The organism is Spirosoma arcticum (assembly GCF_054779955.1).
On sequence record NZ_BAAGXG010000001.1, the window covers coordinates 334192 to 349312 of the forward strand.

At 53.6% G+C, this 15121-nt stretch carries 14 protein-coding genes; 10 read left to right on the forward strand and 4 right to left on the reverse strand.

The window, feature by feature from the left end:
* Positions 1 to 36: 36 nt before the first annotated feature.
* Genes zwf through pgl form a run of 3 tightly spaced genes read left to right on the forward strand, consistent with a single transcriptional unit; the run spans position 37 to position 2690 of the window.
* Entirely contained in the window at positions 37 to 1530 is a 1494-nt protein-coding gene (zwf, locus tag ACYVHB_RS01540; protein ID WP_461048958.1) for a glucose-6-phosphate dehydrogenase, read from the forward strand.
* Positions 1531 to 1541: 11 nt separating this feature from the next.
* Complete coding sequence (locus ACYVHB_RS01545; protein ID WP_461048960.1) at positions 1542 to 1898, forward strand: cupin domain-containing protein; 357 nt, start codon at positions 1542 to 1544, stop codon at positions 1896 to 1898.
* A 24-nt stretch (positions 1899 to 1922) separates the two neighbouring features.
* Entirely contained in the window at positions 1923 to 2690 is a 768-nt protein-coding gene (gene pgl, locus ACYVHB_RS01550; RefSeq protein WP_461048962.1) for a 6-phosphogluconolactonase, read from the forward strand.
* A 69-nt stretch (positions 2691 to 2759) separates the two neighbouring features.
* On the opposite strand, the gene ACYVHB_RS01555 is transcribed toward pgl, so the two are convergent.
* Positions 2760 to 2969 carry a hypothetical protein gene (locus ACYVHB_RS01555; RefSeq protein WP_461048964.1) on the reverse strand — a complete coding sequence of 70 codons (210 nt, stop codon included), beginning with the start codon at positions 2967 to 2969 and terminating at the stop codon, positions 2760 to 2762.
* Between the two features lie 208 nt (positions 2970 to 3177).
* Between ACYVHB_RS01555 and ACYVHB_RS01560 the strand changes: the two genes are divergently transcribed.
* Positions 3178 to 4842: a GH39 family glycosyl hydrolase gene (locus tag ACYVHB_RS01560; RefSeq protein WP_461050008.1), complete on the forward strand. Its 1665-nt coding sequence runs from the start codon at positions 3178 to 3180 to the stop codon at positions 4840 to 4842.
* Positions 4843 to 5052: 210 nt separating this feature from the next.
* On the opposite strand, the gene ACYVHB_RS01565 is transcribed toward ACYVHB_RS01560, so the two are convergent.
* Positions 5053 to 5274 carry an antitoxin Xre/MbcA/ParS toxin-binding domain-containing protein gene (locus tag ACYVHB_RS01565; RefSeq protein WP_461048966.1) on the reverse strand — a complete coding sequence of 74 codons (222 nt, stop codon included), beginning with the start codon at positions 5272 to 5274 and terminating at the stop codon, positions 5053 to 5055.
* Between the two features lie 156 nt (positions 5275 to 5430).
* Here ACYVHB_RS01565 and fumC point away from each other — a divergent pair, with 156 nt between their 5' ends.
* From fumC to glgP, 3 genes are all read left to right on the forward strand, one after another.
* Positions 5431 to 6849, forward strand: coding sequence for a class II fumarate hydratase (gene fumC / locus ACYVHB_RS01570; RefSeq protein WP_461048968.1), 1419 nt, complete (start codon positions 5431 to 5433; stop codon positions 6847 to 6849).
* Positions 6850 to 7015: 166 nt separating this feature from the next.
* Entirely contained in the window at positions 7016 to 7564 is a 549-nt protein-coding gene (locus ACYVHB_RS01575) for a class I SAM-dependent methyltransferase (protein ID WP_461048970.1), read from the forward strand.
* A 74-nt stretch (positions 7565 to 7638) separates the two neighbouring features.
* On the forward strand, positions 7639 to 9294 hold the full coding sequence (glgP, locus tag ACYVHB_RS01580) for an alpha-glucan family phosphorylase (protein WP_461048971.1): 1656 nt from the start codon (positions 7639 to 7641) through the stop codon (positions 9292 to 9294).
* Positions 9295 to 9328: 34 nt separating this feature from the next.
* Here the strand turns inward: glgP and ACYVHB_RS01585 are convergent, their stop codons facing one another.
* Both ACYVHB_RS01585 and ggt read right to left on the reverse strand, forming a co-directional pair.
* Positions 9329 to 10717 (reverse strand): DUF4932 domain-containing protein, encoded by a 1389-nt coding sequence (locus tag ACYVHB_RS01585; protein ID WP_461048973.1) that lies wholly within the window; start codon positions 10715 to 10717, stop codon positions 9329 to 9331.
* A gap of 147 nt (positions 10718 to 10864) precedes the next feature.
* Positions 10865 to 12562, reverse strand: coding sequence for a gamma-glutamyltransferase (gene ggt, locus ACYVHB_RS01590; RefSeq protein WP_461048975.1), 1698 nt, complete (start codon positions 12560 to 12562; stop codon positions 10865 to 10867).
* A 207-nt stretch (positions 12563 to 12769) separates the two neighbouring features.
* Here ggt and ACYVHB_RS01595 point away from each other — a divergent pair, with 207 nt between their 5' ends.
* From ACYVHB_RS01595 to ACYVHB_RS01605, 3 genes are all read left to right on the forward strand, one after another.
* Positions 12770 to 13342, forward strand: a complete 573-nt coding sequence (locus ACYVHB_RS01595; protein WP_461048977.1) for a DUF2911 domain-containing protein — start codon at positions 12770 to 12772, stop codon at positions 13340 to 13342.
* 21 nt (positions 13343 to 13363) lie between these two features.
* Entirely contained in the window at positions 13364 to 13945 is a 582-nt protein-coding gene (locus tag ACYVHB_RS01600) for a Crp/Fnr family transcriptional regulator (RefSeq protein WP_461048979.1), read from the forward strand.
* Positions 13946 to 14102: 157 nt separating this feature from the next.
* Positions 14103 to 15071, forward strand: coding sequence for an SDR family NAD(P)-dependent oxidoreductase (locus ACYVHB_RS01605; protein ID WP_461048981.1), 969 nt, complete (start codon positions 14103 to 14105; stop codon positions 15069 to 15071).
* The last annotated feature ends 50 nt before the right edge of the window (positions 15072 to 15121 follow it).

A 15121-nucleotide genomic window follows, 5' to 3' on the forward strand; every position in this document is an offset into this window, starting at 1 on the left:
GCAGCCACATTAAGTCCGACGACAACCTGACGCTCAATGATTCCATCCTCCAACCAGCGGCCCAAGGCTACGGTGCTGTTTATTTTCGGCGGCAGCGGAGATCTCAATCTCCGCAAACTTACGCCCGCGCTCTACAATCTATTTATCGACAACTACCTGCCCGATCATTTCGCCGTGGTTGGTCTGGGCCGCAGTCAGTACACTGACGACCGCTTCCGCGACCGGTTGCAGGAAGGCGTGCAGTCATTTTCCCGGCGTAAAGATGGGCCGTGGGATACATTTGCCCCGGTTATCACGTACCTTCAGATGGATGCCGACGATGCGGGAGCTTACACCAAACTCTCGGCGTTTGTGACCGATAAAGAGCAGCAATGGCATGAACAGGCCAATGTAATTTTCTACTTGGCCGTGGCTCCCCAACTCGTGCCGGGCATTGCGGAGAACCTCGGAAAATTACAATTATGTGGCGATGCGTCGCGCGTCAGGATTGTGGTGGAGAAACCCTTCGGACATGATCTCAAAACGGCATTAGAACTGAATGCGCTGCTCGGTGGGCTGTTTGCCGAGGAACAAATTTACCGTATCGACCATTACTTAGGCAAAGAAACGGTGCAGAATATCCTGGCGCTTCGCTTCGCCAATGCCCTGTTCGAGCCAATCTGGAACCGGCAGTATGTGGAGCACATCCAGATCACGGCCGCAGAAACGGTTGGTCTGGAAGGACGGGGGGGCTACTACGAAGGGTCGGGTGCGTTGCGCGACATGATCCAGAATCACCTGCTACAAGTGCTGTGCATGGTTGCAACGGAAGCGCCGGTGAACTTCGACGCCAACGAAGTACGCAATAAGAAAGTAGACGTGCTGCACGCCATCCGCCGGATCACGCCCGAGCAGGTGTCGCAGGTCGCCGTTCGTGGACAGTATGGCCCCGGAACCGTGAATGACAAGCCCATTCCGGGTTATAAGCAGGACGAAGGCGTAGCCCCGGATTCGGCGACGGAAACCTTTACGGCCATTAAATTATACGTGGATAACTGGCGGTGGGAGAACGTGCCGTTTTACCTGCGCACGGGTAAGTCGCTGCCCGAAAAAGCAACGGTCATTACGATTCAGTTCAAAATGGCGCCTGATTTTGCTTTCCCTGATGAAGCAACCCAAACCTGGCAGTCGAACCGGCTCATGATTGGGATTCAGCCTGCGATGGACATCCGGCTGCGCTTTCAGGCTAAGCGCCCCGGTCAGACGCTGGCCCTCGACCCGGTCGAGATGGTGTTTAGCTACAAAACTGCCTACGACGGACAGGAGCCGGAAGCCTACGAAACGCTGCTCTTAGACGTGATGACCGGCGACGCGACGCTGTTCATGCGGGCCGATCAGGTGGAAGCGGCCTGGCGGGTGGTCACGCCGATTTTGGACGCCTGGGGCAGTGAAACACCAACCGATTTTCCGAACTACGCGCCCGGCTCCTGGGGACCCGAAGCGGCTATGAATCTGATTGAGAAAGACGGCTTTCAGTGGATGACAAAATAACGCCTGTGGTTATGAATGCTGACAAAACAGAAACGCAGGCCGGTGTCCGATTTGTGGACGATCAAAGCCTGCCGTGGGAACTGGTTGCCGACGGGGTTAGCCGTAAGATTATGACGTACGACGCCAACCTGATGCTGGTGAAAGTGGCCTTCGAGACGGGCGGTGTCGGGGCGGCTCATCATCACGTCCATACGCAGATGAGCTACGTCGAGAGTGGGTCTTTTGCCATTACCATCGCCGACGAAACCCGAACCGTGCGGGCGGGCGATGCCTATTACATCCCACCGAATGTGTGGCACGGGGCGGTTTGTGAGGAAGCCGGGGTACTGGTCGACGTGTTCACGCCCATGCGCGAAGATTTTGTGTAAGGCTGTTTCCAGACCAGAAGGGTTATGCAACTGATTATCAAAAAAAATCCGGCCGACCTGGCTAAAGCAGCGGCCGATTTTATTGCCAAACGTATTAAGGACGTGCTAAAAAGGCAGGACCGGTTCACGATTGCCTTGTCGGGGGGCAGCACACCTAAAGCCTTGCATGAACTGCTGGCTAAATCGCCTTATGCCGAACAGATTCCGTGGCTGCAACTGCACGTATTCTGGGGCGACGAACGCTACGTGCCCATCGACGATGAACAAAGCAACGCGGGCATGGCCTACGATACGCTCCTTGGTCACGTATTCACGCCCGAAGATCAGATTCACGTTTGGCGCACTGACCTCGAACCCGACGCTGCCGCTGCCGACTATGACCGGATTCTGCACGACTATTTTGGCGACTCGGGCGCATCCACCGCACCGGCCGGTACGCCGGAGCGGGACCGGCCGGAACCAACATTTGATCTGGTCCTGCTCGGCATGGGCGACGACGGCCACACGCTTTCGCTCTTCCCTGGTACCGAGGTTGTTCACGAACAAATAGCCTGGACAAAGGCGTATTTTCTGGATCAGCAGAACATGTATCGCCTGACACTGACGGCCCCCGTTGTGAACCGGGCGTCGTGCGTACTATTTCTGGTAGCGGGTCCGAAGAAAGCGATTCCGCTGCGTGAGGTGCTCAAAGGCGAGTACCTACCCGACAAATACCCGTCGCAGGTAATTAAGCCAATAACCGGTGAACTGGTGTGGATGGTCGATGAAAAAGCCGCTGCCAACCTTCACTAAACAGTCTATACACAAACAAAGACCCTCACTGCGAGGGTCTTTGTTTGTGTATAGACTACCTTGAAAAGACTACCGCAACGAATCGCTCCGGGTGCTGTCGCTGGTCATTGTCGACGTTGAGTCGGTGCTCATCGTTGAGGTTGAGTCCGTACTCATCGTAGACATAGTTGATGTGGAATCGACTACGGTTGCCGATGTATCGGTTGTTTCGGTCTTAGTGCTTGAGCAGGCTGTGGTCAGTGCCATCAGTGACAGCATAAGGAAAGCAAATTTGGCCATGTTCTTATGGGATTTTGAGTGTATAACTAATTCTGACTTTAATATTTTTAATGACGAAAGGTAACCCGCATTACCTCAGAATTTTGCATATAAGAGTAATTGCTGTGTATAATGCATTAATTTCTGTAAATCAGCTTATTCCGAATCGCACTGTATGACTACACAGATCAACAATTTGCTCTTCAGAACTACAGCCATTTGTCTTGGCATGACCGGGCTACCTGTTTTGAATAGTCCTGCGCAGGATACCGCTCTTAAACCTGTTGTCATTGAGGTCGATCTGGCAAACCAAAAAGGTGCGCTGAAGCCAATCTGGGCGTGGTTTGGCTACGACGAACCGAACTACACCTACATGAAAGACGGGCGAAAACTGCTTACCGAAATCTCGAAACTAAGCCGGGTGCCGGTTAACGTGCGGGTGCATAGCCTGTTAGTTACCGGCGATGGCACGGCCGCCCTGAAGTGGGGTTCAACGAACGCCTACACCGAAGACGCAGCCGGAAAGCCAATCTATGACTGGACCATTGTCGATAAAATTTTCGATACGTACATTGAACGGGGCATGAAACCCATTGCACAGATTGGGTTCATGCCTGAAGCCCTCTCCACGAAACCCCAGCCTTATCGGCACTACTGGAAACCCGGCGACAATTATAATGACATTTACACGGGCTGGGCTTATCCACCAAAAGACTACGCGAAGTGGAGCGAATTGGTCTACCAGTGGGTCAAACATTCCGTCGGACGGTATGGCCAGAAGGAAGTCGAAAGCTGGTACTGGGAACTGTGGAACGAACCCAATATCAGCTACTGGAAAGGTACAACGGAGGAGTACATCAAGCTCTACGATTACACCGCCGATGCGGCTAAGCGGGCACTGCCCACCATCAAGATTGGTGGTCCCGAAGTAACCGGCCCCGGTGGGGAAGGGGTCGCCAAATTCTTCCGGGCCTTCCTCGATCACGTCGTCAGTGGCAAAAACTACGTAACCGGCAAAACGGGGACGCCCCTCGATTTTATCACGTTCCACGCGAAAGGAGCGCCCAAATTAGTCAATGGCGTTGTGCAGATGAACATGGGCACGCAGCTTCGCGACATCGACCGGGGCTTTGAAATCGTGGCATCGTACCCGACGCTGAAAAACCTGCCGATCATCATCGGCGAATCCGACCCGGAAGGCTGCGCGGCCTGTTCGGAAGATCTTCACCCGCAGAACGCCTACCGGAATGGCACCATGTATTCGAGTTACACAGCCGCGTCGTTTGCCCGCAAATACGACTTGGCTCAATCGCGCGGGGTTAATTTGGCCGGGACCGTTACGTGGGCGTTTGAATTTGAGGACCAGTCCTGGTTTCGCGGGTTCCGCGATCTGGCGACCAACGGCGTCGATAAACCCGTGCTGAACGTGTTCCGTATGTTCGGCATGATGCCCGCCAACCGGGTGGCCGTGAAGCAGGAGCTTGCCTACGATTACGTCAAAATAAGGGACCAGAGCGTTCGGGGTGAGCCGGACATTAATGCGCTGGCGGCTAAAGGCGCAAAAGAAGCTGCGGTGATGGTCTGGCATTACCACGACGACAATCTGACGACGCCCGATGCACCCGTTACCGTCCGAATTAAAGGTGTTCCGGCTAAGAAAGTGCAGCTTCAGCACTACCGCATCGACCAGACGCACAGCAATTCGTACGAAGCCTGGAAAACGATGGGGTCGCCGAAAAGTCCCACGCCTGAGCAAATTGCCAAACTGGAAAAGGCAGGTCAACTGCAACTGATTGGTCCGCCGGAGTCCGTGACGGTTGCGAACGGTGAAGCAGTACTGAATTTCACCTTACCGCGTCAGGGCGTATCAATGCTGAAACTTTCCTGGCCGTGATTTAGAGCAGGCTGTACGAGAACATTCGCTACTACTGAGTTGGCATTTCTTGGGTGTCAGCCATACCACTATTTGCTCTGGTTTGTGTTCCTGTCGACAATATCCCGATATAGGTCGGGGAGTCGGGCGTTGCGGTAGCAATAGCTGCCCGCCGGATTTTGTCGGGCGTACAGGTGGCCGTTACGACCTTACCGCCTAATTAAGAGAAAGTTAACTTGTTAAATTATTATAAATAAATCCCATGTAAGATTTCCATAAGCACGTGATAACACTCCCGCGTCCGGCTTCGGTATGAACGAGACTGGACGGTTTGCGTCCGCCCAAGTTTGGAATTTTACTGTTAAGCCAGTTTGCGTAAGCATCGAAATCCTCAAAAACTTCCATTCCGGTCTGGTACAGAATCTCAGGCGTAATATCTTTTGGCGGCTCCATCGGCTATGGCTTGTGATTGGTGTAAAACGGATGAATAGCATGGTAAAACACAAGCCCCGTTCTACCTTTGCGACCGTACTAAAAGAGTGAAAGAGCGAATGAGCGAATGAGTGGTTAGCCCGCTTGTTTGTTCGCTCTTTCACTCATTCACTCTTTATGAATTACCGCATCGAAAAAGACACGATGGGCCAGGTTCAGGTCCCGGCCAATGTGTACTGGGGCGCACAAACGCAGCGTTCCATCGAAAACTTCAAAATCGCTCAGGATATTAACCGGATGCCCCGCGAGATTATTCGGGCGTTTGCGTACCTCAAAAAAGCAGCCGCGCTGACCAACCTCGACGCGGGCGTATTGCCTCAGGACAAGTGCGACCTCATTGGGCAGGTGTGCGACGAGATTCTATCCGGTACATTAGACGATCAATTTCCGCTGGTAGTCTGGCAAACGGGATCAGGTACGCAGTCGAACATGAACGTGAACGAGGTGGTGGCTTATCGCGCCCACGTCTTGAACGGTGGTCAGCTCACCGACGAGAAGAAGTACCTCAACCCTAACGATGACGTCAACAAGTCGCAGTCGAGCAATGATACGTTTCCAACGGCAATGCACATTGCGGCCTACAAAATCCTGCTTGACGTCACGATTCCGGGTATCACCAAACTGCGCGACACGCTGGCGGCCAAGTCGAAGGCGTTTATGCACGTCGTCAAAATCGGCCGGACGCACTTCATGGATGCTACACCGCTGACCGTTGGGCAGGAGTTTTCGGGCTACGTTTCGCAACTCGACCACGGCCTGCGGGCCATTAACAATTCGCTGGCCCACCTGAGCGAGCTGGCGCTGGGCGGCACGGCCGTTGGAACCGGCATTAACACGCCCCCCAATTATTCCGAAAATGTCGCGAAGCACATTGCTGACCTGACGAGTCTGCCTTTCATCACCGCCGAAAATAAGTTTGAAGCGCTGGCAGCGCACGACGCCATCGTGGAAGCGCACGGTGCGCTGAAGACCGTTGCGGCCAGCCTGATGAAAATCGGCAACGACATCCGAATGCTGTCGAGCGGACCCCGTGCAGGCATCGGCGAGCTGCACATCCCCGACAACGAGCCCGGCAGCAGTATTATGCCGGGCAAAGTGAACCCGACGCAGTGCGAGGCCATGACGATGGTAGCCGCGCAGGTGATGGGTAATGACGTGGCGATTAATATCGGCGGCATGAACGGCCATTTCGAACTGAACGTGTTCAAGCCGGTGATGATCTACAACTTCCTGCATTCGGCCCGGCTCATCGGCGACGTGTGCGTATCGTTCAACGACAAATGCGCCGAAGGCATCGAACCCATCGAAGCCAACATCAAAAAGCACGTCGATTCGTCCTTGATGCTGGTTACGGCCCTGAACACGAAAATTGGCTACTACAAAGCCGCTGAAATTGCCCAGACTGCCCACAAAAACGGCTCAACGCTCAAAGAAACCGCTCTGGCACTCGGCTACGTAGCCGAAGCTGACTTTGACGAGTGGGTGAAGCCGGGCGATATGGTGGGCGACCCGACGGTTCGGGAGGTTAGGGCATAATGAACGGCCCCGTTTAACTAAGGCGGGGCTATTTTATATTAACATGCAGCTGAGTTGGCTAATTCTGTTCGTTTGGTTCGTTACGACCGCTGCTCTGGCGCAACGGTCCAAGAACCCGTGCGTCTACGAATATCTGACTCGGAAAGATAACCTAGAACAGACCCTGATGCGTTATCAGGCAATTTATGACTTTCGGCGAAATGAAGTAGTAGCCAGTGTAGGAGCGGGTAGTGGCAGCAAGGAAGTCATTTATTCGATGATGGCCGACAGCATTACGTTCTATCTGCAGGATATTAATCCAACCTGCTTGACCCCGGAAAACCTGACAAATACGGTGAGTCGGTTATACGACGCAGGCGGACGTATATGCACCGCTAAATTCATTCCCGTCATTGGAACGGAGCGAGAAACACAGCTCCCACAGCAGTTTTTTGACAAGATCATCATTGAAAACACGCTGCATGAACTAACGCATCCAAATGACTTATTAACGAGCGTTCGTACCAATCTGAAACCGGATGGTTATTTATTCATTGAGGACCTTGTTGCCAAGCGTCCCGGACAAAAGCATCGGGGTTGTGGAAAATTGCTTTACACCGAAGATGCACTGGTTGAACTGCTCAATACCAACGGTTTTCGTTTGTTGACCGTAACCGTTGTCTCTCCACGTATTGCGGCTGACAAGGTTTACAAGTTCGCGTTGAGAACAAATTAACGTCAGTAGAAACATAAAACCACTAACTACTTCCCCTGGTTATCTTGCTTTAACACACTCCTAACCCTGCTCCAATGAACGACAAACTTACCTTACCCTTTCGCGTTCCCTACGACGTTAACGCTCAATTCTCAAAATCAGTCGCTTACTTTTCGATGGAGATCGCCGTCGATCAGGCGCTCAAAACGTATTCGGGCGGTCTGGGCTTTCTGGCCGGATCGCACATGCGCAGCGCCTACGAACTGGGCCAAAACCTGATTGGCATCGGTGTCCTGTGGAAATATGGCTACTACGATCAGGGGCGAAAGACGGACAATAGTATGGACGTGCAGTTTCGGGAGAAGCTGTACCATTTTTTGCAGGACACCGGCATTGAATTCACCATTGACGTGTTTGGGCGGCCCGTGCGGGTGCGGGCGTACTACCTCGAACCGAACACCTTCCAAACGGTCCCCCTGTTTTTCCTGACCACCGATATTGACGGAAACGACACGGCCAATCGGCTGATTTCTTACCGGTTGTACGACAACGACGTACGGCTGAAAATTGCCCAGTGTATGCTGCTGGGATTAGGGGGCGCCAAATTAGTCGATGCCCTCGGCTACGAACCGGACGTGTACCACCTCAACGAAGCCCATGCGCTGCCAGCCGCTTTTCATCTGTATCAGAAAACGGGCAGCGTCGAGAAAGTCCGTGAGCGGCTGGTGTTCACGACGCACACCCCCGAAGAAGCCGGTAACGAAAAGCACGACATCAACTTACTAAACGAACTGGGTTTCTTCGGCGAAGTACCGCTAAAGACAGTTCGGGAGATAAGCGGTATTCAGGATAACACGTTTAATCACTCGCTGGTGGCGCTGCGGCTGAGTCGGCAGGCGAACGGGGTTTCTAAACTGCACGGCGAAGTGTCCCGGCAGATGTGGAGCCACTACGACGATATTGCGCCGATTACGCACGTGACCAACGCCCAAAACCAGCGCTACTGGACGGACCCGGCTATTGAAGCCGCCCGACTATCCGGCGATACCGGAGCCGTTGCTGCCCGAAAAATTGAGATGAAGCAGCCATTATTTAAAGTCGTTGCCGATCAGGTCGGTAAGCTTTTCGATCCGAACGTGCTGACGCTGGTATGGGCACGCCGGTTTGCAACCTACAAACGCCCTGACTTGCTGACGCAGGACGCGGAACGTTTCGCACGCTTGCTTACGCAGACGAAGTACCCGGTACAACTGATCTGGGCGGGTAAGCCGTACCCGATGGATGGTGGTGCGACGGAGGTCTTCAACCGGTTATATTACCTGAGTCACCTGTACCCAAACATGGCGGTGCTGACGGGGCACGAACTGGCGCTATCCAAACTGTTGAAAGATGGGTCCGACGGCTGGCTGAACACGCCCATCGTGACCCGCGAAGCATCGGGCACCAGCGGCATGACGGCGGCTATGAACGGGTCCGTCAACATTTCGACTAACGACGGCTGGGTGTGCGAGTTTGCCAAACCGGGCGAAAACAGCTTCATCGTCCCCGTGGCTGACCCTGAGTTACCCTACTACGCCCGCGATGCCCACGACCGGGACGAACTCTTCAACCTGCTGGAGGTTGAAATTCTACCCATGTACTACGACCGCCCCGCCGACTGGCAGGCGCTGGTGTTGCGCAGCATGAACGACGTCAATGCTTATTTCGGCGCGAACCGCATGGCTGCGGAGTACTACGAGCGGGTGTATTGAAGTGGGGCAATAGACGTCAACAAACAGTTGTCTACTAAACCTCTTTTGCCCACTTTAATATGGCCGGGTATAGATCAGCGACGGTCTGCTTTGGCTTCTGGGTGTCATAAAGCCGTTGCAATTCATCCGCAAATGATTCAAACCGATAAAACCCTCGTCGCGTACCGTTTAGCTTGACGCGGGCCTCCCGCACCAGTTCGTACACATCACGGGGGTAGGTGTCTTTGATGTAGAGCAGATGTACGGCATGGGTCATATACTCGTTGAAGACAGCATAGGCGTTTCCGTAGTTGTCGGCGTCGCCCTTGCGCACCCACTTCTCGCGGTCGGCGAAGGCGTTATTAACCGCCTGTAGATTTTTATCGGTGATTGGATTAACAAAATTGTGGTCGATCTCGGTGAACACAACACCCGAATACAACCCTTCAATTTGAGCTTCTGAATACTTCGTCCGGTCGTAACCTCGTGCATCGCAGATGAACATCAAACTTTCCCGGTATCCCTGATCATTGAATTTCTGCGCTGAGTGGGCACCATCGATAAGTGGCGAGAACACGACCCGCTGCCCGTCATAGCGAATGCCTGGAAACTGCGCTTCGAGCCAGTTCTGCATTTGTTTGACGGGCAACAGCCGGGTTACTTCGGCGATGTCGGCCTGGTAAAACTTTTGGTTGTCAGTATAAAATTTACGGAAGTTGGACTTCTTCACAAAGTCTGCCCATTCGTCGTCATGACCAGCTAAATCGTTAGCCCCCGACCAAACGGCCCCGTACACGCCCCGGTTAACGGGCCTGCCAGTTTTGTCCAGTGCCATTGCATAGGCGTTCTCGCGCGTACCGTAGTAAAAATTATAATTATTATTTTTCAACCGCTCATTGAGTCGCTTGATAAGCGGGTGTTTGGCGACGGGTGCAAAATGCTGCTTTACCCGCTGGAAGTAAGCACCCGATTGCTCAACCATGTTCTCATCTTTCTGCCCTGCCTCGGTCAGGGCCATTGCCACGTTCGCCAGTTCATAGGCTTCGGGAATTTCGTAGGTGACCGTACCCCGAAAACGTCGTTGGTAGGTGGGTGGAAAGCGGGCGGATAACTCACCGAAGAAGTTAAGTTGAATGTATTTCGTTATTGTACCATCCGTCAGAGCAATGCGCTGAGAGAGTAATTTACCGTTTTTATGCCCAACCGCCAGGCGCTGGGTACCCGTTGCGAACGTAAACGAGCTGACTTTGCCTTCGTACTTCTGGGGGGCGTTGAAGTTGTCGACCGAGTCCATTTTTGAAAATCGAAAGACGTCCGTTGAACCGTCGGCACTGAAGAAATGACGCACTGTATCGCCTTGTACGCGGAGCGTGTGCGTGACCGGCGTTTGGGCAAGAGCAAAGAGATGTGAACTCAGCAGGATAGCAAGCAGGATTCTCTTCATGAAAAATGGGGTTTGGGGCGAAACTCTCTGCCCGAACGGGTCAATACGTAGTTTAGCATACATCATCTGGGAGTAGAGGGTCTAACTACAGGTTTGGTTACGGTGCCAGTGTATAGATAGCCATAACATTGAGTAGGTCAACCTCCCTCAAAAACCAGCAGCCTGCCCGTCTTTACGGGATTCGGTGGCGCCGTGGTAAACTTTGTTTTTGGCGTCGTACATGATGGCCTGGTAGCCGCCGTATCCACCCAATCCGTAACCGACTTTGTGGCCCCGGCGCATAAGTTCACGGATGGTTTCGTAAGGGTAACCCGACTCAAGTCTGATCTCTCCTGAATCAACCATGCGCTCACCCGTCGGCTCCGACGATCCGTCGTGGTCAATGCGGGGGGCGTCGCCCGCTTCCTGGGGGTTCATGCCGAAGTCGATCATGTTCATGATAATCTGGACGTGACCCATCGGCTGAAACCCACCGCCCATCACGCCGAAGCTCATAAACGGCTGCCCGTCTTTGGTTACGAAGGCGGGAATAATGGTCTGGAACGGTCGTTTGTGGGGCGCGTAGGTATTGTTTTGCCCATCGGTCAGGCTGTAGAGTTCGCCCCGGTCCTGAAACATGAAGCCCAGTCCGTCGGGTACCATACCGGAGCCAAAACCCCGGTAATTGCTTTGGATCAGCGACACCATGTTGCCTTCCTCGTCGGCTACGGTCAGGTAAATCGTGTCGCCCTGCTTCAGGGCGGGGTTACCCGCTTCCACCCGGCTGGCCGCCCGGTCCGGGTCGATGAGTTTGTGGCGTTCGGCCGCGTAAGCCTTACTGATTAGCTCCTGAACGGGAATTTTAGCAAAATCAGGGTCAGCGTAGTACTTGGCGCGGTCTTCAAAGGCCAGCTTCTTCGCTTCAACAAACCGGTGAATGTGCTCCGGGCTACCCCAGGGCGTTTGCGAAAAATCGTATGGTTCGAGCAGATTCAGCATTTGCAAAGCCGCGATACCCTGGCTGTTGGGCGGCAACTCCCACACATCATAGCCCCGGTAATTAGTCGATACGGGTTCGACCCAGTTGGAGGTATGATCGGCTAAATCCTTTGCGGTGAGGTAGCCGCCCACCTTCTTCATGAAGGCGTCGATGGTCCGGGCAATATCGCCTTTGTAGAAGGCATCGCGGCCACCCGTCGCAATTTTCTCTAAGGTGTTGGCTAATGCCGGATTGCGGAAAATTTCGCCCCGTTTTGGGGCGGCTCCACCGGGCGCGTAAGTTTCGTTGACATTAGGATACTTACCGAAGCGCCGTACCATACTGGCCCACGAAATGGCGGCTTCGTCGTGAACGGGATACCCTTCGCGGGCGTAGCGAATGGCATGCGAGAGGAGCTTAGGCATGGGCGTTTTGCCAAACCGCTTGTGCAGGGCAAACCAGCCGTCCACGCAGCCCGGCACCGACACGGGCAGCGGTCCATCGGGCGGAATGTGGGTCAGTCCCCGCTTCTGAAATTCGGCCAGCGACAGGCTATACGGCGACCGGCCCGACGCATTGAGGCCGTAAAGTTTTTTGGTTTTGGCGTCCCAGACAATCGCGAACAGATCACCCCCAATGCCGTTGACGTGCGGCTCCACTAATCCCTCCATCGCGTTGGCGGCAATAGCAGCATCAATGGCGTTGCCGCCCGACCGCAGCACGTCGATGGCGGCCTGCGTCGACAGCGGGTGCGATGTGCAGGCCATGCCGTGGCGGGCCATCACCACCGAGCGGGTAGCAAACGGTTTTCCCGAAATTCGATCCTGAGCGAGCAAGAGGGGAGAAAAGCAATACAGAAAGCCAAAAAGGAGTAGCGGTTTATTCATGAGATGGGACGATTAGACTCCCAAGATAGCGAAAGCAGGCGTGAAAAGTCACATACAAGTGGGTTGTGTTGTTTTTATAGCCTGACCGAAACGGGTAGTCAACTGAAACCATCAACCGTGTTGTGCTCCGTACCGGGACGACCCTGAACCATTCAACGCACTAAATTAGTTATCGACGAAGTCATCATTCATCTTTCAAAACAGATCATGAAAAAAACGCTACTCCTTTTTGGATTCCTTTTCTTTACTCTTTCTGGGGCTGACGCTCAACCATTTAGAGGTCTCGATAAGACGCCAATGGACATGGCTTATTACCCGGACGACTACGCCCACGACCGTAAATTTGCGCCCGCCAAAATTGGTACTGACAAGGCTATGATTCGGATAACGTATAATCGGCCAGCTAAAAACAACCGGGAAATTTTCGGTAAACTCGTTCCTTTCGACAAAGTTTGGCGGGCCGGGGCCAACGAAGCTCCGGAGCTGAAACTGTATCAGGACGTGACGATTGGGGGTAAAAAAATACCGGCCGGAAACTACGCATTACTCACCATTCCGGGAGAGAAAGAATGGACAATCATTATCAGTTCCGACGTTGACCAGTGGGGAGCTTACAGTTATAACGAAGCGTTAGACGTGGTCCGTCTTACCGTGCCGGTTCAGAAATCGGACACTGTAATCGAGAACTTTTCGATCCAGTTCGCCAAAAAAGACGCCCGAGCTGTCACCATGTATATGGGTTGGGACACGACGATGGTCGCGGTTCCGATTGCATTATAAAGCGTACTAACTGATTGTGCCATGCTCCAACTCCGCGCTTACCTAACCACTTATCATAGTTTCTCCGCTGATGAATGGCAGCGGATTGACACCGCGTTCGGGTCAAAAATGTACCGAAAAGGCGAGTTTCTGCTACAGGCCGGGCAAACGGATCGCCACATCTGGTTTGTTGAGCAAGGCGTTGTTCGTGTTTACGAAGAGTCGGAAGATGGTGTCGAGCATACGTTTTACTTCGTGAGTTCGGGACAGTTCGCGGCCGATGTCGAGAGTTTTAACCACCATCAGCCAACAGTCTACAACATACAGGCCGTGACCGACTGCCAGACGTGGGCGATCAGTTATGACGGATTTCAGCAATTAGCTGAGCAAATTCCGGACTGGACCCCCACGATTCAGCGCATTACCGAACGCGTATTGCTGGAGAAGGTACACAAGCGCAGCCGACTCCTCTACGAAGATGCCAAGACCCGCTATCGGCGACTGTTGATTGAACAACCCGAAGTTGCGCAACAAGTGCCGCTGGGTATGATTGCATCCTACCTCGGCATCACGCTCCCGTCGTTGAGCCGACTTCGCAAGCAACTGTCCGTCGAACATGCCTGATGGAGTGAATAATGAATAATGTAGGATGAATGATGGACAACGAGACCGGTTTCCTTTATCCATCATTCATCCTACATTATTCATTTCATTAATTGCCATTTGGTAAAAAACGAGAATCCTAAGTGCCGGAAGTTTGCCTGAACAAAACAGCAAACTCATGGCATCTCAAACAATCATCATCACCGGCGCCACGCAGGGACTTGGCTACTACACGGCTCAAACCCTGGCGCAACAGAAATACACCGTCGTGATGGCGGGCCGCAATCAACCCAGGAACGAAGCAGCCGCCGACACCATCCGTAAAGCGACCCATAATCGCAACGTCCACGCCATGCCTCTCGATCTGGCGTCGCTGGCATCGGTGCGGCAGTTTGTCCAAAATTTCACGGCCCGCACCGATCTGCCGCCCCTGTTCGGTTTAGTCAATAATGCGGGTTTGCAGATTGTGGGTCCAACGGAATACACCGTCGATGGCATTGAAATGACGGTCGGGGTGAACCACCTCGGCCACTTTCTGCTCACCAATCTGCTGCTGCCGCACTTCGCCAAAAATGGCCGCATTGTGGTCGTTAGCAGTGGAACGCACTACCCCGACGAGCCATTTGCAAAAGCGCTGGGTGTGCCGCCCCCGGCCTACACAACAGCCGGGAAACTGATGCACCCGGAACCTGCGACCGAAAAGCCAGATAAAGTAGGTGCCGAGCGCTACGCGACCTCGAAGCTCTGTAATCTCCTGTTTGCGTATGAACTGATTCGCCGGTTGGAAAAGCAGGGGCGCACCGACCTGACCGTCAATGCCTACGATCCGGGTTTGATGCCCGGCTCCGGTTTGGCGCGTCAGGCCCCGGCGTTGGCGCAGTGGGCCTGGCGAAATATCCTTCCTGTATTACGTTTGTTTCCCAACGTCGGTAGCGTTCAAACGTCCGGGCCGCTGCTGGCGCAGTTGGTGAGCGATCCAGCCTTCGCTACCGTAACGGGTAAGTACTTCTATTTTTACCACGCCAGCGACCGGCGCGAAAAGCCCTCGTCGCCGGAATCGTACGATTTGGCCAAAGCCCGCGACTTGTGGGAGACCAGCGAGCAACTGATAAAAGCAGTAAGTCAAACCGCCATTAGTAGCCGGTAGCGATTACTGATGCTACCGTTTACTAACATGGCTGACTTCAGAGCCATGAA

What these genes read in the sequence shown, in the direction of transcription:
- fumC (WP_461048968.1), top strand. Translation starts at nt 5,431, where the DNA reads ATGAATTACCGCATCGAAAAAGACACGATGGGCCAGGTTCAGGTCCCG.
- pgl (WP_461048962.1), top strand. Translation starts at nt 1,923, where the DNA reads ATGCAACTGATTATCAAAAAAAATCCGGCCGACCTGGCTAAAGCAGCG.
- ACYVHB_RS01600 (WP_461048979.1), top strand. Translation starts at nt 13,364, where the DNA reads ATGCTCCAACTCCGCGCTTACCTAACCACTTATCATAGTTTCTCCGCT.
- ACYVHB_RS01575 (WP_461048970.1), top strand. Translation starts at nt 7,016, where the DNA reads ATGCGTTATCAGGCAATTTATGACTTTCGGCGAAATGAAGTAGTAGCC.
- ACYVHB_RS01560 (WP_461050008.1), top strand. Translation starts at nt 3,178, where the DNA reads ATGACCGGGCTACCTGTTTTGAATAGTCCTGCGCAGGATACCGCTCTT.
- ACYVHB_RS01555 (WP_461048964.1), bottom strand. Translation starts at nt 2,969, where the DNA reads ATGGCCAAATTTGCTTTCCTTATGCTGTCACTGATGGCACTGACCACA.
- glgP (WP_461048971.1), top strand. Translation starts at nt 7,639, where the DNA reads ATGAACGACAAACTTACCTTACCCTTTCGCGTTCCCTACGACGTTAAC.
- ACYVHB_RS01595 (WP_461048977.1), top strand. Translation starts at nt 12,770, where the DNA reads ATGAAAAAAACGCTACTCCTTTTTGGATTCCTTTTCTTTACTCTTTCT.
- ACYVHB_RS01565 (WP_461048966.1), bottom strand. Translation starts at nt 5,274, where the DNA reads ATGGAGCCGCCAAAAGATATTACGCCTGAGATTCTGTACCAGACCGGA.
- ACYVHB_RS01545 (WP_461048960.1), top strand. Translation starts at nt 1,542, where the DNA reads ATGAATGCTGACAAAACAGAAACGCAGGCCGGTGTCCGATTTGTGGAC.
- zwf (WP_461048958.1), top strand. Translation starts at nt 37, where the DNA reads ATGATTCCATCCTCCAACCAGCGGCCCAAGGCTACGGTGCTGTTTATT.
- ACYVHB_RS01585 (WP_461048973.1), bottom strand. Translation starts at nt 10,717, where the DNA reads ATGAAGAGAATCCTGCTTGCTATCCTGCTGAGTTCACATCTCTTTGCT.
- ggt (WP_461048975.1), bottom strand. Translation starts at nt 12,562, where the DNA reads ATGAATAAACCGCTACTCCTTTTTGGCTTTCTGTATTGCTTTTCTCCC.
- ACYVHB_RS01605 (WP_461048981.1), top strand. Translation starts at nt 14,103, where the DNA reads ATGGCATCTCAAACAATCATCATCACCGGCGCCACGCAGGGACTTGGC.